The sequence below is a fragment of the Rhizobium sp. 10PS4 genome (genome assembly GCF_032464805.1).
Classification (GTDB): Bacteria; Pseudomonadota; Alphaproteobacteria; order Rhizobiales; family Rhizobiaceae; genus Rhizobium; species Rhizobium laguerreae.
The window spans coordinates 77400-97820 of record NZ_JAWDIW010000002.1 but is presented as its reverse complement, the minus strand read 5'-3'; the positions used below and the strand labels follow the sequence as shown (position 1 = coordinate 97820).

The 20421-nt window shown below is 61.5% G+C and carries 16 protein-coding genes; 10 read left to right on the top strand and 6 right to left on the bottom strand.

Features of this window, described 5'->3' with window-relative positions:
* Positions 1–361 precede the first annotated feature (361 nt).
* Entirely contained in the window at positions 362–1357 is a 996-nt protein-coding gene (locus RWJ89_RS03380; RefSeq protein WP_131664628.1) for an aldo/keto reductase, read from the top strand.
* Positions 1358–1407: 50 nt separating this feature from the next.
* Here RWJ89_RS03380 and ypfJ read toward each other — a convergent pair whose 3' ends face one another.
* Positions 1408–2328 carry a KPN_02809 family neutral zinc metallopeptidase gene (gene ypfJ / locus RWJ89_RS03375; protein WP_168329940.1) on the bottom strand — a complete coding sequence of 307 codons (921 nt, stop codon included), beginning with the start codon at positions 2326–2328 and terminating at the stop codon, positions 1408–1410.
* Between the two features lie 76 nt (positions 2329–2404).
* Complete coding sequence (locus tag RWJ89_RS03370; protein ID WP_168322857.1) at positions 2405–2935, bottom strand: DUF2306 domain-containing protein; 531 nt, start codon at positions 2933–2935, stop codon at positions 2405–2407.
* A 47-nt stretch (positions 2936–2982) separates the two neighbouring features.
* On the opposite strand from RWJ89_RS03370, the gene RWJ89_RS03365 reads away from it, so the two are divergent.
* Positions 2983–3759, top strand: coding sequence for a LytTR family DNA-binding domain-containing protein (locus tag RWJ89_RS03365; RefSeq protein ID WP_316030577.1), 777 nt, complete (start codon positions 2983–2985; stop codon positions 3757–3759).
* 269 nt (positions 3760–4028) lie between these two features.
* Positions 4029–7517: a carbamoyl-phosphate synthase large subunit gene (carB, locus tag RWJ89_RS03360; protein ID WP_316030576.1), complete on the top strand. Its 3489-nt coding sequence runs from the start codon at positions 4029–4031 to the stop codon at positions 7515–7517.
* Between the two features lie 76 nt (positions 7518–7593).
* Here the strand turns inward: carB and RWJ89_RS03355 are convergent, their stop codons facing one another.
* Positions 7594–9048: a UdgX family uracil-DNA binding protein gene (locus RWJ89_RS03355; RefSeq protein ID WP_316030575.1), complete on the bottom strand. Its 1455-nt coding sequence runs from the start codon at positions 9046–9048 to the stop codon at positions 7594–7596.
* Positions 9048–10280: a putative DNA modification/repair radical SAM protein gene (locus RWJ89_RS03350; RefSeq protein WP_316030574.1), complete on the bottom strand. Its 1233-nt coding sequence runs from the start codon at positions 10278–10280 to the stop codon at positions 9048–9050. The genes RWJ89_RS03355 and RWJ89_RS03350 overlap by 1 nt, the downstream gene beginning before the upstream one ends.
* Positions 10281–10533: 253 nt before the next feature.
* On the opposite strand from RWJ89_RS03350, the gene greA reads away from it, so the two are divergent.
* A complete protein-coding gene (greA, locus tag RWJ89_RS03345; RefSeq protein WP_012758398.1) occupies positions 10534–11010 on the top strand; it encodes a transcription elongation factor GreA in 477 nt (158 codons plus the stop codon).
* A gap of 27 nt (positions 11011–11037) precedes the next feature.
* Positions 11038–12096, top strand: a complete 1059-nt coding sequence (locus RWJ89_RS03340) for a glycosyltransferase family 4 protein (RefSeq protein WP_316030573.1) — start codon at positions 11038–11040, stop codon at positions 12094–12096.
* Between the two features lie 72 nt (positions 12097–12168).
* Here the strand turns inward: RWJ89_RS03340 and RWJ89_RS03335 are convergent, their stop codons facing one another.
* Positions 12169–13503, bottom strand: coding sequence for a dicarboxylate/amino acid:cation symporter (locus tag RWJ89_RS03335; RefSeq protein WP_316030572.1), 1335 nt, complete (start codon positions 13501–13503; stop codon positions 12169–12171).
* A 224-nt stretch (positions 13504–13727) separates the two neighbouring features.
* Here RWJ89_RS03335 and RWJ89_RS03330 point away from each other — a divergent pair, with 224 nt between their 5' ends.
* Together RWJ89_RS03330 and RWJ89_RS03325 are read left to right on the top strand one after the other, a co-directional pair.
* A complete protein-coding gene (locus RWJ89_RS03330; RefSeq protein WP_316030571.1) occupies positions 13728–15596 on the top strand; it encodes an ATP-binding protein in 1869 nt (622 codons plus the stop codon).
* A gap of 4 nt (positions 15597–15600) precedes the next feature.
* Positions 15601–16947 carry a sigma-54-dependent transcriptional regulator gene (locus RWJ89_RS03325; RefSeq protein WP_077978871.1) on the top strand — a complete coding sequence of 449 codons (1347 nt, stop codon included), beginning with the start codon at positions 15601–15603 and terminating at the stop codon, positions 16945–16947.
* Between the two features lie 32 nt (positions 16948–16979).
* Here RWJ89_RS03325 and RWJ89_RS03320 read toward each other — a convergent pair whose 3' ends face one another.
* The gene (locus tag RWJ89_RS03320; protein WP_003541645.1) at positions 16980–17447 is read right to left on the bottom strand and encodes an Lrp/AsnC family transcriptional regulator; all 468 of its coding nucleotides are present in this window, start codon (positions 17445–17447) and stop codon (positions 16980–16982) included.
* A gap of 229 nt (positions 17448–17676) precedes the next feature.
* Between RWJ89_RS03320 and trxB the strand changes: the two genes are divergently transcribed.
* From trxB to RWJ89_RS03305, 3 genes are all read left to right on the top strand, one after another.
* The gene (gene trxB, locus RWJ89_RS03315) at positions 17677–18651 is read left to right on the top strand and encodes a thioredoxin-disulfide reductase (protein WP_065280788.1); all 975 of its coding nucleotides are present in this window, start codon (positions 17677–17679) and stop codon (positions 18649–18651) included.
* Between the two features lie 22 nt (positions 18652–18673).
* A complete protein-coding gene (locus tag RWJ89_RS03310; protein ID WP_018446649.1) occupies positions 18674–19570 on the top strand; it encodes a LysR family transcriptional regulator VtlR in 897 nt (298 codons plus the stop codon).
* Positions 19571–20126: 556 nt separating this feature from the next.
* Positions 20127–20420 (top strand): ArsR/SmtB family transcription factor, encoded by a 294-nt coding sequence (locus tag RWJ89_RS03305; RefSeq protein ID WP_168284013.1) that lies wholly within the window; start codon positions 20127–20129, stop codon positions 20418–20420.
* Position 20421 lies beyond the last annotated feature (1 nt).

Below are 20421 nucleotides of genomic sequence, written 5' to 3'. Positions count from 1 at the left end.
GAAAGTGACATAGCTCAGAAAAGAAACCGAAACAATCCGTGAACATTTCAAAGTTTTTGATAATGCTCAACGGGAAATTCATGAGAGGCCTCAACCGGTGGCGCGTTGCCGTTCCAGCTTCAGATAATCAAGAGCCGCTCAGCGGATCGTCGGGCAATGCGTCCTCTTGCAATCGTCGCGACGGCATCCAGATCACAAGAGAGACCGGTCATTGTGCATTCCCCCGCACAGCCTGTTTGAAACTCTCCGATTATCGCCCGAATGCGAAAGCGGTAGAAAGGCAGCATCGATCACGACGCCCGGCGCGGATGTGCAATCGCGCCGCGGCGCAGAAGAAACGGCGCAGAAGAAGGAGAAGACAATGCAGACCTATCGTTTGGGAAAGACCGGACCCGATGTCTCGGCCATCGGCCTCGGCTGCATGGGCATGTCGGGCATGTACGGCCCCTCCGATCGCGCAGAAAGCATCGCGACGATCCATGCCGCGCTCGCTGCCGGCGTCAACCTGCTCGACACCGGCGATTTCTACGGCATGGGCCATAACGAAATGCTGATCGGCGAGGCATTGAAGGGCCGCAGGCGCGAAAACGCTGTCATCAGCGTCAAGTTCGGCGGCTTGCGTGATCCCGTCGGCGGCTGGAACGGCATTGACGCCCGCCCGGTCGCGGTGAAGAACTTCCTCAGCTATACACTGCAGCGCCTCGGCGTCGACTATATCGACATCTATCGTCCCGCCCGCCTCGATCCGAACGTGCCGATCGAAGACACGGTCGGCGCCATCGCCGACATGGTCAAGGCAGGTTATGTCAGGCATATCGGCCTGTCAGAAGTCAGCGCCGACACGATCCGCCGCGCCGCCGCTGTCGCCCCGATCGTCGACCTGCAGATCGAATATTCGCTGATCTCGCGCGGCATCGAGGAAAAGATCCTGCCGACGACACGCGAACTCGGCATCTCGATCACCGCCTACGGCGTGCTCTCGCGCGGCCTGATCAGCGGCCACTGGCAGAAGGGCCAGGGCGGAACGGCCGGCGATTTCCGCGCCTACAGCCCGCGCTTCCAGGAAGGCAATATCGAGCAGAACCTCGCTCTGGTGGAGAAGCTGCGCGAGATTGCCGAGGCAAAGAGCGTCTCTGTCGCCCAGATCGCCATCGCCTGGGTCGCCGCCAAGGGCAAGGATATCGTCCCGATCATCGGCGCCCGCCGCCGCGACCGGCTGACCGAGGCGCTCGGCTCACGCGCCGTCGACCTGTCACCGGACGATTTCGCCGTCATCGAACGCGCCGTGCCGAAAGACGCCGCCGCGGGTGGGCGTTATCCCGAGCATATGCTGCAGCACATGGACAGCGAGAAGTAAGCAAGGATAGAAGGGCGATGTGCTTTGTGCCATGCGCCCTTCATCTCTCCTCAAATCGGTCCCGAGAACGTATCACAGGCCGACAGTTGGCCGCTGTCGAAGCCGCGCTTGAACCATCTGGCCCGCTGCTCCGAGGTACCGTGGTTGAAGCTTTCCGGGACGACGTAACCCTGTGACCGCTTCTGCAGCGAATCGTCGCCGATCTGCTGGGCTGCGTTCAGCGCTTCCTCCAGATCGCCTGACTCGAGCAGGCCCTTCTGCTGGGTATATTTGCCCCAGATGCCGGCAAAGCAATCGGCCTGCAGCTCGACGCGCACCGACATCTTGTTGGCGTCGGCCTCGCTCATGCGCTGGCGGGCCTGGTTGAACTTCGGCAGGATGCCGAGCAGGTTCTGCACGTGATGGCCGACCTCATGGGCAACGACATAGGCCTCGGCGAAATCACCCGACGCGCCGAAGCGGTCGGAAAGCTCCTGGAAGAATTCGGTATCGAGATAAACCTTGTGGTCGCTCGGGCAGTAGAACGGACCTGTTGCAGATGATGCGGAGCCGCAGGCCGATGCCGTCGCGCCCGAAAACAGCACGAGACGCGGCTCCTCGTAATTCTGGCCCTGCGCCTGGAAGATGCCCTGCCAGGTATCCTCGGTCTCGGCAAGGACGGTGCGCATAAAGGCGGTCATCTCGTCATTGGCGGGCGCGCGCGTTCCGCCGGACTGGCTCTGCTCATAGCCCGGACCGCTCGTCGTGCCGCCGGTGTCGAGCACCTGCAGCAGATCGATGCCCATCATCTTGAAAATGAAATAGATGACGACAAGGAAAATGATCGTGCCGATGCTCAAGCCCCCGCCGGCGCGGCGAACGCCGCCGCCGGAGGGAAAATTGAAGCCACCGCCGCGGCCGAAACCGCCGCCGGTCGGACCGCCGCGGCGATCCTCGACATTGTCTGACTGACGCCGGCCTCTCCATTCCATTTTCGCTCTCCCCGCAACGCCCGTGCTTGCACTCAAGCAATCTATATATCCGTCGGCGGCCGGAATTCCAGCGACTTCATCGGGCAATCAGGCGCCCGCGTCGGCGGCGCAGCACGATCGCGACCAGGATCGAGCCGATCACCGCCGCGGCAAGCGCAGCCAGCCATTCCGCACCGGTGAAGACGACCGCATGCATGATCCGGCCAGGCAGGAAAGTGAACAGGCCGGCAAGGACGATACCGCCGAAATAAAGGCCGGCGACGATGCGCTTGTGCAGGCGGATATCGCCGCGACGAGCCGCCGCGATCGCATTCCAGCTGCCGAACAACGTTGCAATCGACAGAAGATGGATCGGGCTGAACCCATAGAAGAGATTGAGTTCATGAATGAAGAAGCTCGATACCGCCGTCACGACCATCAGCGCCATCCAGATCCTGCCGAGCAGCCGGTGCAGCGGCGTGCCCTTGGGACGCAGCAGGGTATAGGCGCCGAGAAGTGCCGCCGGCGCAACAGCAGTGACATGGATCTGAACGGCGAGCGGGGCGTCGAGGAGCGGTTCGAGGGTCATGAGCGGCATCCGGTTGAATTCGATCCCTGTTTCCGCCAAGACTCCATCTGCCTCAATCCGAACCGCGCGAACGGCAGGAAAACTTCGTGATTCACCCCTTCTTGCAATCCACGTTTCGCGAATTGCAGGTCTTTCTCCACTCCCGGCGCTTCTGGGGAACCTTTGCCGCGGTCGTCCTGCTCTTTGCCGTCACCGGCCCCTACGGCACGATGGAAAACATGGCCTTCGGCGAACGCCTCGCCTACTGGCTGACCCTGCATGCCCTTGCCTGGACGATCGCCATTCTCTGCGCGGTCACGGCCGAAAGACTGCTGTGGGGAATGATCGTTTCCATGTTCGCCCGCATGATGGCCGGTTCACTCGCCGCCGCCCTGCCGATCGGTTTTGCCATCGGCCTCGTCGACTATATCTTCGCCGGCGAAGCGACCACGCTCGAAAGCGGCCTGCAGCGCGCGCTTTTTGCGGTGCCGCTCTGCGCCCTCTTCTGCCTTTTGACCTATATGGCGATGAGCCAGAAAATCGCCGAAGCCGCAGCACCTCAGGAAACCAGCCCCGCAACCACGATCCTCGACCGGCTGAAACCTGAGAATCGTGGCTCGCTGCTGCGCCTTTCCGTCCAGGACCACTATACCGAGGTGGTGACCAGCCGCGGGCGCGAACTGGTGCTCTTGCGTTTCGCCGATGCGCTGAGGGAAACCGCCGCAACGCCGGGCCTTCGCGTCCATCGCTCGCACTGGGTGGCCGATGCCCATGTCGAAAGCCTGAAACGCGACAATGGCAGGCTGCTGATCCTCACCCGCGACGGCACGGAAATCCCGGTCAGCCGCAGCTATGCCGAGGATGTGCGCCGCCGCTTCACGTAAAAAAGTCGCGCCAAACGCTTGATGGGACTCCCGCTTTCGCACTTCCGGAAGCAGGGCGGCGGCGAAATCCGGCTGATGGTCGTGCCTGACGGGAAATAGTCTCTCGTGCCGTGTTGGATTCCTGTCGATTCCGCGATTTATGGGGTTCCGTTTGCAAATACATTTGCCTATAAGCCGCTTCTAGCCTGAAAAGACCCAGCATGCGCGACCCGACCCGGTGATCTCCCACCCTGGCCGGCTTTCTGCGCAGCCAGAAAACGGAAGCACCCATGCCGAAGCGCCAAGACATCAAATCGATCCTCATCATCGGCGCGGGACCGATCGTCATCGGCCAGGCTTGCGAGTTCGACTATTCCGGCACCCAGGCCTGCAAGGCGCTGAAGGAGGAAGGCTACCGCGTCATCCTCGTCAACTCCAACCCGGCGACGATCATGACTGATCCGGGCCTTGCCGACGCCACCTATGTCGAGCCAATCACCCCCGAAGTCGTCGCCAAGATCATCGCCAAGGAGCGCCCGGATGCGCTGCTGCCGACCATGGGTGGCCAGACGGCGCTGAACACCGCGCTTTCGCTGAAGCGCATGGGCGTTCTCGACCGCTACAATGTCGAGATGATCGGCGCCAAGCCCGCCGCCATCGACATGGCCGAGGACCGTGCGCTGTTTCGCGAGGCGATGGCCCGCATCGGGCTGGAAACGCCGCGCTCGATGCTGGCGAACGCCACCGACATCAAGGACCTCGACCGCAAGACGCACGAGGCCGAGCGCGTCAAGCTGCGTGAAAGCCTTTCCGGCCCCGACCTCGACACGGCGCTGGACGAGCTGGAAAACCAGTGGAACCTCGGAGAGAGCGATCGCAAGCAGCGTTACATGAGCCATGCCATGGCAATCGCCGCCCAGGCGATCGACCATGTCGGCCTGCCCGCGATCATCCGCCCCTCCTTCACGCTCGGCGGCACCGGCGGCGGCATCGCCTACAACCGCTCGGAATTCTTCGAGATCGTCGGCGGTGGCCTTGATGCCTCGCCGACCACCGAAGTGCTGGTCGAGGAATCGGTGCTCGGCTGGAAGGAATATGAAATGGAGGTCGTCCGCGACAAGGCGGACAACTGCATCATCATCTGCTCGATCGAGAACATCGACCCGATGGGCGTCCACACCGGCGATTCGATCACCGTTGCCCCGGCGCTGACGCTGACGGACAAGGAATACCAGATCATGCGCAACGCCTCGATCGCGGTGCTGCGCGAGATCGGGGTAGAGACCGGCGGCTCGAACGTCCAGTTCGCCGTCAATCCGAAGGACGGCCGTCTCGTCGTCATCGAAATGAACCCGCGCGTCTCGCGCTCGTCGGCGCTCGCCTCCAAGGCCACCGGCTTCCCGATCGCCAAGATCGCCGCCAAGCTCGCGATCGGCTATACGCTCGACGAACTGGATAACGACATCACCGGCGGCGCAACGCCTGCCTCCTTCGAACCGTCGATCGACTACGTCGTCACCAAGATCCCGCGTTTCGCCTTCGAGAAATTCCCCGGCGCCTCGCCGGTGCTGACGACCGCGATGAAGTCGGTCGGCGAAGTCATGGCGATCGGCCGCACCTTCGCCGAATCGGTGCAGAAGGCGCTGCGTGGCTTGGAAACCGGCCTGACCGGCCTCGACGAAATCGAGATCCCCGGCTTTGAAGAGGGCGAATCCAGCCAGAACGCCATCCGCGCTGCAATCGGCACACCGACGCCCGATCGCCTGCGCATGGTCGCTCAGGCGCTGCGCCAAGGCATGAGCGAAGCCGAAGTCCACGAAGGCTGCAAGATCGACCCCTGGTTCATCGCCGAACTGAAGGCGATCGTCGAGATGGAGGCCCGTATCCGCGAGCAGGGCCTGCCTGATGATGCCGCCAACCTGCGCATGCTGAAGGCCATGGGCTTTTCCGACGCGCGCCTGGCGACGCTGACCGGCAAGCGCCCGAAGGAAGTCGCCGAATTCCGCAACAGCCTGAATGTCCGCCCCGTCTTCAAGCGCATCGATACCTGTGCGGCCGAATTCGCCTCGCCGACCGCCTATATGTATTCGACCTATGAGACGCCCTTCGTCGGCGCCGCCCGCTCGGAAGCCGAGGTTTCCGACCGCAAGAAAGTCGTCATCCTCGGCGGCGGCCCGAACCGCATCGGCCAGGGCATCGAGTTCGATTATTGCTGCTGCCACGCCGCCTTCGCGCTGAAGGATGCGGGTTATGAGGCGATCATGATCAACTGCAACCCGGAAACCGTCTCGACCGACTACGATACGTCGGACCGGCTCTATTTCGAGCCGCTGACGGCCGAGGACGTGATCGAGATCCTGCGGGCAGAACAGGAAAAGGGCGAAGTCGTCGGCGTCATCGTCCAGTTCGGCGGCCAGACGCCGCTGAAGCTTGCCGAGGCGCTGGAAAAGAACGGCATCCCGATCCTCGGCACAGCGCCTGACATGATCGACCTTGCCGAGGACCGCGACCGCTTCCAGAAGCTGTTGATGAAGCTCGACCTCAACCAGCCGAACAACGGCATCGCCTATTCGGTGGAGCAGGCCCGCATGGTCGCCACCGAAATCGGTTTCCCGCTGGTCGTTCGCCCCTCTTACGTGCTCGGCGGCCGCGCTATGCAGATCCTGCATTCGGAAGGCCAGTTGCAGAGCTACCTGCTCGATACGGTGCCGGAACTGGTGCCGGAGGATATCAAGCAGCGCTATCCCAACGACAAGACCGGCCAGATCAACACCCTGCTCGGCAAGAACCCGCTGCTCTTCGACAGCTATCTCAGCAACGCCATCGAAGTCGATGTCGACTGCCTCTCCGACGGCACCGACGTCTATGTCGCCGGCATCATGGAGCACATCGAGGAAGCCGGCATCCATTCCGGCGACAGCGCCTGTTCGCTACCGCCGCGCTCGCTGTCGGTCGAACTGCTCGACGAACTGGAGCGCCAGGCCAAGGCTATGGCCAAGGCGCTCAATGTCGGCGGCCTGATGAACGTCCAGTTCGCCATCAAGGACGGCACCGTCTACGTTCTCGAAGTCAATCCGCGCGCCTCGCGCACCGTGCCCTTCGTCGCCAAGACCATCGGCGCGCCGATCGCCAAGATCGCCGCCCGCGTCATGGCCGGCGAAAAACTCGATGCGACCTTCGCCGCCTATGGCGAAAAGCCCGATCCGCGCAAGCTGAAGCACATCGCCGTCAAGGAAGCCGTCTTCCCCTTCGCCCGCTTCCCCGGCGTCGACACGCTGCTCGGCCCGGAAATGCGCTCGACCGGTGAAGTCATCGGCCTCGATACCGATTTTGCGCTGGCCTTCGCCAAGTCGCAGCTTGGCGCCGGCGTCGAGCTGCCGCGGGATGGGACGGTCTTTGTCTCCGTCCGCGACGCGGACAAGCCGCGCGTGCTGCCAGCGATCCGCATCCTCGTCGAGCAGGGCTTCAAAGTGTTGGCAACCGGCGGCACCGCCCGCTTCCTCGCCGAAAACGGCATTACCGCCACCAAGATCAACAAGGTGCTGGAGGGCCGTCCGCACATCGAGGACGCGATCCGCAACCGCCAGGTCCAGCTCGTCATCAACACCACCGATGGCAACAAGGCGATCTCGGACTCCAAGTCGCTGCGCCGTGCGACGCTGATGCAGAAGGTGCCCTACTACACGACAATGGCCGGCGCCGAGGCCGCCGCCCAGGCGATCAAGGCGCTGAAGGCAGGCAATCTCGAAGTGCGACCGCTGCAGAGCTATTTCGCCTGAGATACGGAACGCCATCGCTCGATCAGCGATGGTACCAGCCTTGCCATTGGGCATCACCGGCGACTTCTGAATCAGTTTATGCAACTGCCAGCATAAGGCGCTGAACTGTCAGCATATCTTCGCGAAATCGTGCCAGCTCATCCGCTTTCAACTGCTCATCGGGAATACGCAGCAGATAAGACGGATGCACTGTCACGAAGAGCGTGCGCCTTTCGTCGATCGCGATCGCCTTGCCCCTGACATCCTGCAGCCGCTGCTTCGTATCGGTCAGCGCTGCAAGCGCCGTCGCCCCCATGGCAACGACCAGCTTCGGCTTGACCAGCGCCATCTCCAGATCGAGCCACCAGCGGCAATGCTTCACCTCTCCCATATTGGGCTTCTGATGGATGCGACGCTTGCCGCGCGGCTCATATTTGAAATGCTTGACGGCATTGGTGACGTAAAGCGTCGAGCGGTCGATGCCCGCTTCAGTGATCACCTGGTCCAGCAGCCTGCCGGCGGGACCGACGAAGGGGCGCCCTGATATATCCTCTTGGTCGCCCGGCTGCTCGCCGACGAACATCACCTCTGCATCGCCCGGTCCCTCACCGAAAACGGTTTGCGTGGCCTTTGCATGAAGCGGGCAGCGGGTGCAGGCGGCAGCTTCCGCTCGCAGTGCTTCCAGCGTGCCCGCCGGCGCTTCGGGTTCAGCTGGAATGCTGCGAGCGGCTTCCTGCAGGCGATCGTGAAAGGGCAATGACTGGGTTGCCTCCCGTGCGGCCATGGCCCGCACCTTGCTCTCCGCCGATGCGATCAGCCCAGGGATGAGATCGGCTTCCGGCAGATTCTTCCAGTATTTTTTCGGCATCTCCGCCTGCATCGCCTTCAGCTTCAACCGCGCCGGATTGAAAATGCTGGCATAGTAGGTGCGCCAGAGGTCATCGGTAGCATCGGTGAGATTGGGTTTTTCACACGGTTCGTCGCTCATCGTCAGCCGCTCACCGTCCCAGGCGGCTGACCCCTTGGGCGTCGCGATCAGCCAGTCCATGTCGGTGAAGCGCCGTTGGAAGAAAGGCGCGGTGCGCCTGACGATATGGTGATCTGGCTCGAACCAGGCGAGGAATTTTCGACGGTCCGCCGATACCGCACCAACCTCCTTGAAGCGGACGAAAGCCGTCATCTTGTGCGCGTCGCGCCGAACGTTTTTCGCCATCAGCCTGGCACGGGCGACGTCCTCGTCGGAGGTCACTTCAAGCAATTGCCGGTCGAGTTGCAGCCGCCAGAGCAGACGGTAAAGCAGGGAAAAGCGCGCCGGGTCGGAATGGCAGAGAACTGTCTCTGCCAGCTCGATGAAGGTGGGCGGCACTGTCATCGGCTTGCGTGCTGCGGCAGACGCAGGCGGCATGGCGTCGTGTTGAAACGCAAAACCCGGCTCAGCGCGTTTTTCGCGCCACTCGATCTCCTCCGGCAGGATGCCGGCGACCGCGAAGGCGCGCGCGGCGTCACGCCATTCGGCAAGCTCCCCGTGTCCTGCCAGCACGACCCGGCGCATCACAGCAACGACAATTGTTCGGGTTGCGGTTCGAACATAGCGCGAAGGTCGGGGCGGTCGATCAATCGGCGCGGCGACCAGCCTTCCGCCGAGATGAAGGACTGAACCTTCTTGATCGAAACGCCGAGCCGCTGGAGATCGTCGAGCCGCAACCGGCGAAAACGCCGCGCCGAAACGATCGATTTGACTGTCTTGGTGCCGAGACCGGGCACACGCAGCAACCGCTCGCGCTCGGCCTTGTTGATATCGACGGGAAATTCGGCCCGGTTGGCGAGCGCCCAGGCAAGTTTGGGATCGAGGCTGAGATCGAGCATGCCTCCCGCCTGGTTCGCGGTGATCTCGTCGATGCCGAAACCGTAGAATCGATAGAGCCAGTCGGCCTGATAGAGCCGGTGCTCGCGCATCAACGGCGGCTTGATTAGCGGCAGATTTTTCGACGAGTCCGGGATCGGGCTGAAGGCGGAATAATAGACGCGCTTCAGGCCGTAGCTGCTGTAAAGCCGGCCGCTGGTCGCAAGGATCGTTGCGTCGTTCGCGCCATCGGCGCCGACGATCATTTGCGTGCTCTGACCGGCCGGCACAAAACGCTGACGCTTCTTCGTCCTGAGCGTCGGTTCGCCCGCGGCCTCGATCTTCAGCCTCAGATCCCCCATCGATCGCCTGATATTGGCAGGCTGCTTTTCCGGTGCAAAGCGTGTGATGCCGTTATCCGTCGGCAATTCGATATTCAGCGACAGCCTGTCTGCATGAAGCCCCGCTTCCTCGATCAGACGCGGTGAGGCCTCAGGGATAGACTTCAGATGGATATAGCCGCGGAAATTGTGGCTCACACGCAGTTCGCGAACGATGCGGACCATCTCTTCCATCGTGTAATCGGACGACCGAATGATGCCAGAGGAAAGGAACAGCCCTTCGATATAGTTGCGGCGGTAGAATTCCAGCGTCAGCCAGATGACCTCCTCCGGTGTGAAGCGCGCCCGTTCGACATTGCTCGACGAGCGATTGACGCAATAGGCACAGTCGTAGACGCAGAAATTGGTCAGCAGTATTTTCAGAAGCGAAATGCACCGCCCGTCCGGGGCATAGGCATGACAGATGCCGGATCCCTCGGTCGAACCGAGCCCGCCGCTTCCCCGGAAATCACGTTTCACCGTGCCGCTGGAAGCGCAGGAAGCGTCATATTTCGCGGCATCGGAAAGGATGGCCAAGCGTTCTGTGAGCGACTTCTTCATTAGTATGTTCACTATATGTTCTTATAGGTAGAGTCAATCAAGGCGATGTGATTTCTGCCCATTTTCAAGCCGCACCTCCCGATATCGGGGCGGGCCGCGTTTCTTTTATGCGAATTTTCTGGAAATCGGCCTTGGCGATCTGCTATAAGCGTCCGACTAAGATTGTGGCACGGTTCCGAAGCTCCCCTTCGGGACCTGTTTTCTTTTGTGTTCGCCGCTGATTGTGCGGATACGAGGATTGAAGGACAGAAAAATGGTTGAAAAGGTACCGATGACACCGGGCGGTTTCGTCAAGCTGCAGGAAGAGCTGCGCTGGCGTCAGCAGGAGGAGCGCCCTCGAATCATCGAGGCGATCGCCGAAGCCCGTGCCCATGGCGACCTTTCCGAAAACGCCGAATACCACGCCGCCAAGGAAGCTCAGAGCCATAATGAAGGCCGCATCAGCGAGCTGGAAGACCTGACGGCGCGCGCCGAGGTCATCGACCTCACCAAGATGTCGGGCGACAAGATCAAGTTCGGCGCCAAGGTGAAGCTCATCGACGAGGACACCGACGAAGAAAAGACCTACCAGATCGTCGGCGACCAGGAAGCCGACGTCAAGGCCGGCCGCATCTCCATCTCTTCGCCGATCGCCCGTGCTCTGATCGGCAAGGAAGTCGGCGATTCCATCGAGGTCAATGCGCCCGGCGGCTCCAAGGCCTACGAAATCCTTCAGGTTTCCTGGGGCTGATCGCCCGCCAGCCGCGAGCCCCCTCCCTTGCCGGATATTCGTGACGTCGAGATTATCGCGCCCAATTTCAAGCGCCGGCTCTCCGGCGTCACGTCGACCATCGTCCAGCTCATCCCGTGCCAGATCCGGCTCGGCATCAAGATCGCGACACTCGGCCCCGGCCTGCCGGAGGACCTGCCGAAACTTAAGGGACGGCAGCTCCTCGGCCTCTGGCGCCCGCCGGCGCGCCGGCGCCAGCGTGTCTGGCACGCCCGCCGCAACAACGAGATGGCCGTCGGCATCCTGCTGCGCCATCTGTTGCGTATGCCGCTGAAGCTTCTCTTCACCTCGGCCGCGCAACGCCGCCACACCGCCTATACGAAATGGCTGATCCGTCGCATGGACGCCGTCATCGCGACCAGCGATCGATCCGGCTCGTTCCTCGACGTGCCGCACGCGGTGATCCAGCACGGCGTCGATCTTGCCTTGTTCCATCCGCCGGAAACTGCGGAGGACGGCATCGCCGCCACCGGCCTGCCGGGCCGCCATCTCATCGGCTGCTTCGGCCGCGTGCGCCATCAGAAGGGCACCGATCTTTTCGTCCAGGCGATGATCGAACTGCTGCCGCAGCACCCCGAGTGGACGGCGGTCGTCTCCGGCCGGGTGACGGCCGAGCACACGACATTTGGCGACAAACTTAAAACGGATGTCGCGGCCGCCGGGCTCAGCGACCGTATCCTCTTCCTCGGCGAAGTGCCTGACATCAAAGTCTGGTATCGCCGCCTGACGCTTTACGTCGCCCCTTCCCGCAACGAGGGTTTCGGCCTGACGCCGCTCGAAGCCATGGCTTCGCGCACAGCGGTGGTGGCATCGGACGCTGGCGCCTATGCCGAGCTCATCGTCACGGGCGAGACGGGGTGCGTTGTCGCCGCCGGCGATGGCGAGGCGCTGACGCGGGCAATCGAGCCCTATATCGCAGATCCCGCTCTGGCGATCGCGCATGGCGAGAATGCCCTACGGCACGTCAGGACGAATTTTGCACTGGAGAAGGAAGTAAGTGCGATCGGCGCCGTTTACAACAGCCTTCTCGGCGGCAACCGCGGCTAAATCGGAAAAGAAAAACGGCCCGCCGGATAACGGGCCGTTTCAGGATTTTAGGACTGCGGACAGTCCGGTCAGTTATTCAGCCGGCTGAAGCCCGGCGGCGGGAGCACTCTCGCCGGTCTGGCCGCCCAGTGCGGCGGCGAGCTGCACCGTATCCAGCTCGTTTTCCCAACGTGCCACGACGATCGTCGCAACCGCATTGCCGACGAGGTTGGTCAGTGCCCGGCATTCCGACATGAAGCGGTCGATGCCGAGGATGAGCGCCATGCCGGCGACAGGCACGGATGGCACGACGGAGAGCGTCGCGGCAAGCGTGATGAAACCGGCGCCGGTGATGCCTGCGGCACCCTTGGAGCTCAGCATCGCCACCAGCAGCAGCAGGATCTGGTCACCCCACGAAAGCTGAATGCCGGTTGCCTGGGCAATGAACAGCGCTGCCAGCGTCATGTAGATATTGGTGCCGTCAAGATTGAAGGAATAACCTGTGGGGATGACGAGGCCGACGACCGAGCGCTTGCAGCCGGCCTTTTCCATCTTGTTCATCAGTCCCGGAAGTGCTGCCTCCGAAGACGAGGTACCGAGGACCAGCAGCAGCTCTTCCTTGATGTAGCGCAGCAGCGCCACGATCGAGAAGCCGTTGTAGCGGGCGACTGCGCCGAGAACGATGAAGACGAAGAGCAGAGACGTGACGTAGAAGGTGCCGATCAGCATGGCGAGGTTGGCGATCGACCCGACGCCGTACTTGCCGATGGTGAATGCCATGGCGCCGAAGGCGCCGATCGGGGCAGCCTTCATGAGGATGGCGACGAGCTTGAACACGGGCGCCGTCAGGGCATTGAGGAAGTTGACGACCGGTTCGCTCTTTTCGCCGACCATGGCGAGTGCGATGCCGAAGAGCACCGAGAAGAACAACACCTGCAGAATGTCGCCATCGGCAAAAGCGCCGACAATCGTCGTCGGGATGATGTTGGTCAGGAAGCCAACGATGCTCTGCTCATGCGCTTTCGCGGCAAAAGTGGCAACGGCGGCCGGATCCAGCGAGGCCGGATCGATGTTCATGCCGGCGCCGGGCTGAACGACATTGGCGACGATCAGGCCAATGATGAGCGCCAATGTCGAGAATGTCAGGAAATAGAGCATTGCCTTGCCAGCGACGCGGCCGACCTTCTGCAGATCGCTCATGCCGGCAATGCCGGTCGCAACCGTGAGAAAGATGACCGGCGCGATGATCATCTTGACGAGCTTGATGAAGGCATCGCCGAGCGGCTTCAGCTGGATGCCGAATTCGGGATAGAAATGCCCGAGCAGGATACCGGCGGCGATGGCGGCGAGAACCTGAACGTATAGATGGGTATAAAAGGGCTTCTTGCCCTTGCTGCCTGCGACTGCGTCGAGTGGTGCTGCGATCATGATGTCCTCCTAATGGCTCGTCCGGAACGAACTCCGGCCTCCCGAGCCGTTCGCTTCAAGTCCAACAGCTCAGCCGTTGTTGCCAAGTTCTTCGCAATCGTTGTGCCAGTTTTGCGTCGGCCATCAACACGTTGAATTCATTTCATAAAAATTTGCGGGGCTTCTGCTACCTCATTAAGCAATGCGGAAATCCGCACAAATCCATTTGCGTTTCGTGCAGAAAAGTGCACAAATCCGCCATGTCCGTGTCGCAGAAATTGTGGCCTTCCCTGCCCCTGCAACACCGCATCCGGCGGATGTGGTGGGCCTATGCCGTGCTCGCCCTCCTCGCTGTCGTGGCAGGCCTATGGGCCAGCGGCGAGATTGGCCGGCACCGGGCGCAGGCTGCCCTCGAGGAACAGGCCCGCATGGATGCAAGGCTGAATGCGGCTTTGCTGCGCACGGTTCTCGAAAAATATCGGGCGCTTCCCTTCGTGCTGTCGCAGGACGCGGCACTCGCCGCCGCACTAGCAGGAAACGATGCCGGCGCGTTCGAGCGGCTCAGTCAGAAACTGGAAATGCTGGCTGCGGGCACGAAGGCTGCCGTCATCTATGTCATCGACAAGGACGGCATGGCGGTTTCGGCCAGCAACTGGCGCGAACCGACGAGCTTCGTCGGCAATGACTATCGTTTCCGCGAGTATTTTCAGGGGGCGGTGGAACGAGGACAGGCCGAGCACTTCGCGCTCGGCACGGTCAGCAAGAAACCGGGCCTCTATATCTCCCAGCGGATTTCGGGCAGCAATGGCCTGCTGGGCGTCGTCGTGGTCAAGGTCGAATTCGACGACGTCGAGGCGGATTGGAATGCCTCCAACACCCCGTCCTACGTCGTTGACGAGCGCGGCATTGTCCTCATCACCAGTATTCCGTCATGGCGGTTCATGACGATCGGCCGGATCGCCGAGGACCGGCTGACGGCGATCCGCGAAAGCCTTCAATTCGGCGATGCGCCGCTTCAACCCCTGCCGCTCGACATGGTTCGAGACCTCGGTGACGGGCTCGATGTCGTCGGGATCGTCATGCCCGGCGATGCCGAGAAAACCAGGTTTCTCGATGTCGCAACGTCGGTGCCGGCGACCGGTTGGCATTTGCAGCATCTCGTCGCACTCGGACCATCCGTCGATGCGGGGATTCGTGAAGCCCGCATGCTGGCATTGCTGATACTCCTGCCGCTGCTGGCCGCAGCAGCCTTCCTGTTGCGCCGTCGCCATGTGATCAGCCTGCGAATCTCCAGCGAACAGCGGGCTCGGGAGGAACTGGAACGGCGCGTCGCCGAGCGGACGCTGGATCTCAGCCAGGCGCGGGACCGGCTGCAGGCTGAAATCGTCGGCCACAAGAGCACGGAGCAGAAATTGCAGGCGGTGCAGCAGGATCTGGTGCAGGCCAACCGACTGGCCATCCTGGGTCAGGTGGCAGCCGGCGTCGCCCATGAGATCAACCAGCCGGTGGCAACCATTCGTGCCTATGCGGATAACGCCCGCACCTTCCTCAATCGCGGCCAGACGGCGCCCGCCGGCGAAAACCTCGAAAGCATCGCGGCGCTGACGGAGCGCATAGGTTCGATCACCGAGGAGCTGAAGACCTTTGCCCGCAAAGGCCGAGGCAGCGCCGAACCAACCGGATTGAAGGACGTCATCGAGGGCGCGGTGATGCTGTTGCGCAGCCGGTTTGCCGGCCGCATGGATACGCTCGACATCGACCTGCCGCCCGACGAACTGCAGGTGATGGGAAACCGGATTCGTCTCGAGCAGGTGCTCATCAACCTGCTTCAAAACGCCCTCGAGGCGGTGGCGCCGAAGGCCGGAGAGGGTCGCGTCGAGGTCAGAACATCCACCGATGCAGGGATGATAACGGTGACGGTCGCCGACAACGGTCCCGGCATCCCGCCGGAAATCCGCAAGGGCTTGTTCACGCCGTTCAACACCTCGAAGGAAAGCGGCCTCGGCCTCGGCCTGGTGATCTCCAAGGATATCATCGGCGACTATGGCGGCCGGATGGAGGTTTTAAGCGACAGCGGCGGTACCCGGTTCATCGTTCAGCTGAGGAAGGCTTGAGGTCATGAACACACTGATGCCTGTTGCGCTGATCGACGACGACAAGGACCTTCGCCGCGCCACCGCCCAGACGCTCGAACTCGCCGGATTTTCCGTTTCCGCCTATGACGGTGCGAAAGCCGCGCTGGCGGATCTGCCGGCGGACTTTGCCGGCCCCGTCGTCACCGATATCCGCATGCCGGAGATCGACGGACTGCAGCTCTTCGCCACGCTTCAGGGCATGGATGTCGACCTGCCGGTGATCTTGATGACCGGCCACGGCGACATTCCCATGGCCGTTCAGGCGATCCAGGACGGCGCCTATGATTTCATCGCCAAGCCCTTCGCAGCCGATCGGCTGGTCCAGAGCGTGCGTCGCGCAAGCGAGAAGCGGCGGCTTGTTCTGGAGAACCGCATGCTGCGGAAGGCAGCCGAAGATGCGCAGGAGAATTTGCCGCTGATCGGCCAGACGCCTGTCATGGAAAACCTCAGAAAGATTCTTCGCCATATCGCCGATACCGATGTGGACGTGCTCGTCGCCGGCGAAACGGGCAGCGGCAAGGAAGTGGTTGCCCAGCTCTTGCATCAGTGGAGCCACCGCAGGAAGGGCAATTTCGTGGCGCTAAACTGTGGCGCCCTGCCCGAAACCGTCATCGAAAGCGAACTGTTCGGCCACGAGGCCGGCGCCTTTACCGGCGCCCAGAAGCGCCGCACGGGCCGCATCGAACATGCAAGCGGCGGCACGCTTTTCCTCGACGAGATCGAAAGCATGCCGGCCGCCACCCAGGTCAAGATGCTGAGGGTGCTGGAGATGCGTGAGATCACGCCGCTTGGCACCAATGAGGTGCGTCCGGTCGATCTTCGCGTCGTCGCGGCGGCCAAGATCGACCTTGGGGATCCCGCGGTGCGCGGCGATTTTCGTGAGGATCTCTATTACAGGCTGAATGTCGTGACGATCTCCATTCCGCCGCTGAGAGAACGCCGCGACGATATTCCGCTGCTGTTTTCCCACTTCGCCGCTCGCGCCGCCGAGCGCTTCCGTCGCGATGTCCCGCCGCTTTCACCGGATGTGCGGCGGCATCTCGCCTCGCACCCATGGCCGGGCAATGTCCGCGAACTCTCGCATTATGCCGAACGCGTGGTGCTTGGCGTGGAAGGCGGAGGAACGGCAGCGGTCGCTCCGCAGCCGACGGATGCGACGCTTCCCGAACGGCTGGAGCGCTACGAGGCGGAGATCATTCGCGACGCGCTGTCGGCCAATGGCGGCGACGTCCGCCGCACCATCGAGGCGCTCGGCATTCCGAGAAAGACGTTTTACGACAAACTCCAGCGCCACGGAATAAATCGGGGAGGCTATATATCACGCAAGTAATTGGCGATGGCGTTTGCTCTACCGAGGTGGTGTTAGACCTCCACCAGTCCCAGCTTCTTCACCTGCCGGATCGTCAACATGGTGCGCACGGTATCGACATGTTCGTTCGCCGTCAGTACCTCAATGACGAAATCCTGGAAACGTGTGAGGTTCTCCGCCACGCAATGCAGCAGGAAATCGCTGTCGCCGGAGACCATCCAGGCTTGGCGCACCAGCGGCCATTCGGCGGTGGCGGCGGCGAAGGCCTTGAGATTGCCTTCCGACTGGTGCTTGAGGCCGACCATGCAGAAAGCGACGAGGTCGAAGCCAAGCTTCGGGCTGTTCAGCATCGCGTGATAGCCCTCGATGATGCCGGCTTCCTCGAGCTTGCGCACCCGGCGCAGGCAAGGCGGCGCCGAGATGCCGACCCGATCGGCAAGCTCCACATTGGTCATGCGGCCATCGGCCTGCAGCTCCCGGAGGATCTTTATATCGATGACGTCGAGTTCCGCACGACCCACATCATTGCCTTTCTTTAATTCTCCGCGGGGAGCTTCTATATAAAGCCGCGGAATACGCAAGAAAGTTTCACGCCGATGACGGATTCTTGCACATCGGGCGATTTGCCTTGTTGGTAACGCAAGGCTGCCCTTGAATAAAAGCATTGGACGTTCATAAATGGCGCAGGGACGCGAAACGGCCGCAATCGCTATCTAGCCGCCGCCCTCCTGCCAGTCGAAAGGAAATGACATGCCCGCCCGCCATACCAAGGTGCTCATCATCGGTTCCGGACCTGCAGGCTATACTGCCGCGGTCTATGCCGCGCGCGCCATGCTGAAACCGGTTTTGATCGCCGGTCTCGAACAGGGCGGCCAGTTGATGATCACCACCGATGTCGAGAACTATCCGGGCTTTGCCGATCCGATCCAGGGTCCCTGGTTGATGGAACAGATGCTGCAGCAGGCAAAACATGTCGGCGCTGAGATCGTCAACGACCTCGTGACCGAAGTCGACATGAACCAGCGCCCCTTCGTCGCCCGCACCGACAGCGGCCAGGTCTGGACCGCCGATACGCTGATCATTGCCACCGGCGCCAAGGCCAAATGGCTCGGCATCGAGAGCGAGCAGCATTTCCAGGGCTTCGGCGTTTCGGCCTGCGCCACTTGCGACGGTTTCTTCTATCGCAACAAGGATGTGATCGTGGTTGGCGGCGGCAACAGCGCCGTCGAGGAGGCGCTCTATCTCTCCAACATCGCCAAGTCGGTCACATTAGTGCACCGCCGCGACTTCTTCCGAGCCGAGAAGATCCTGCAGGAACGCCTGTTCTCCAAGGACAATATCAAGGTTCTATGGAATACCGAAGTGGCTGAGATTACCGGCACGCCGGCCAAGCCGCCGATGCCGCAATCCGTATCCGGGGCGCGCCTGCGCGACGTCAGAACCGGCACGATCACCGAGATGGTGATCGATGGCGTCTTCGTCGCTATCGGCCATGCGCCCGCCACCGAGCTCTTCAAGGACAAGCTGAAGCTGAAGGATAATGGTTATCTCTGGACCGCGCCGGATTCGACTGCGACGAGCCTGGACGGCGTCTATGCCGCGGGCGATGTGACGGATGATACGTTCCGCCAGGCGATCACTGCCGCCGGGCTGGGGTGCATGGCTGCACTTGAAGCCGAGCGATATCTGACGGGCCACATGCCCGTCGCCGTGGCCGCGGAGTAAGATCGGCATGAGGGGTGGGGGAATGCCATTGGATTGGGACAAGCTGCGTATTTTTCACGCAGCTGCCGAGGCGGGTTCGTTCACGCATGCGGCGGATAAACTGCATCTGTCCCAATCCGCCATCAGCCGCCAGGTCAGCGCGCTGGAGCAGGATGTCGGCACCAAGCTGTTTCACCGCCATGCACGCGGCCTGATTCTGACGGAACAGGGCGAGCTGCTTTACCGCACCGCCCATGACGTGCTGCTGAAGCTCGAAACCGTGAAGATGCAGCTCACCGAGACGACCGAGACGCCATCCGGCAAGCTGCGCGTCACCACGACGGTCGGCCTCGGCCAGGGCTGGCTGACCGACAAGATCCAGGAATTCCTGCAGCTCTATCCCGATGTGCAGATCCAGCTGATCCTCGACAATGAGGAAGTGGATGTGAACATGCGTCATGCCGACTGCGCGATCCGCCTGCGCCAGCCACAGCAATCCGACCTCATCCAGCGCAAACTCTTCACCGTGCACATGCACGTCTATGCGGCCCCGTCCTACATCAATCGCCACGGCGAGCCGCAGAAGGTCGAGGATCTCGACAATCACCGCATCATCACCTTCGGCGAGCCGGCACCGAGTTACCTGCTCGATGTCAACTGGCTTGAGGTCGCCGGCCGCTCGTCCGACAACAAGCGTATTCCGCATCTGCAGATCAACAGCCAGACCTCGATCAAGCGCGCCGCCCTGCTCGGCATCGGCGTCGCCTGCCTGCCGGATTACATCGTCGGCCGCGACCCAGGCTTGATTCAGCTGGCAATCAATGCCGACGTCCCTTCCTTCGACACCTATTTCTGCTATCCCGACGAGATCAAGAACGCCGCCAAACTGAAGGCCTTCCGCGATTTTATCGTCAGCAAGGCCAGAAACTGGAACTTTTGAGCCCGGTTTTATTGATGAATTGCCGACTATGCAGAACGTGCATGACTGGCATGCACAAATGAGGGTTGCCGTTTGCCCAATAAACCACCATATCGCTTATAGCTGATGCACATGGTGGCTTTTCCTCCCAGTTCCACCGCATTAGCTGTTCCCCTCTGGAGGTTTTTGACCTTCACACTTATAAGGGCCCTGGTTTTCCAGAGGCCCTCTTTTTTTTGCCTTTCTTCCTCAGCGTAATGCCGCACCGCAAAAAATTTGTGCGGCGCATAGCAGACATGCACAAAAAAGCATTGAAACCTGCTCAAGGAAGCACCATATCCCTCTCAGCTGATGCATCTTGTGGTTTCTCTCCCAGTACCACCGCATTAGCTGTTCCCCTCTGGAGGTTTTTTGACCTTCACAATTATAAGGGCCCTGGTTTTCCGGTGGCCCTCTTTTTTTGCCCAAAATTTGCTCATTCAATAAAAATCCATCGCCTCACGCCTCCGTGATTTGCATATCGAAGCCTGACGATCGATATATCGGTCAGAGACGATTTATAGTTCGGCGAACGACGATGGACAAAGACGAAATTATCAAGGCGCTCGCCCATCCCACCCGGATGGACATTTTGAACTGGCTGAAAAGTCCCGAGGAGCATTTCCCCTCGCAGGAGCATCCTTTCGAAATGGGCGTCTGCGCCAGCCAGTTCGAGCGCTGCGGCCTGTCGCAGTCGACGGTCTCGGCCCATCTCGGGACGCTGCATCGTGCAGGCCTCGTCACCACCAAACGCGTCGGCCAGTGGATCTTTTACAAGCGCAACGAAGAAACCATTGCCGCCTTCCTCAAGCAACTGACGCAGGACCTTTAGA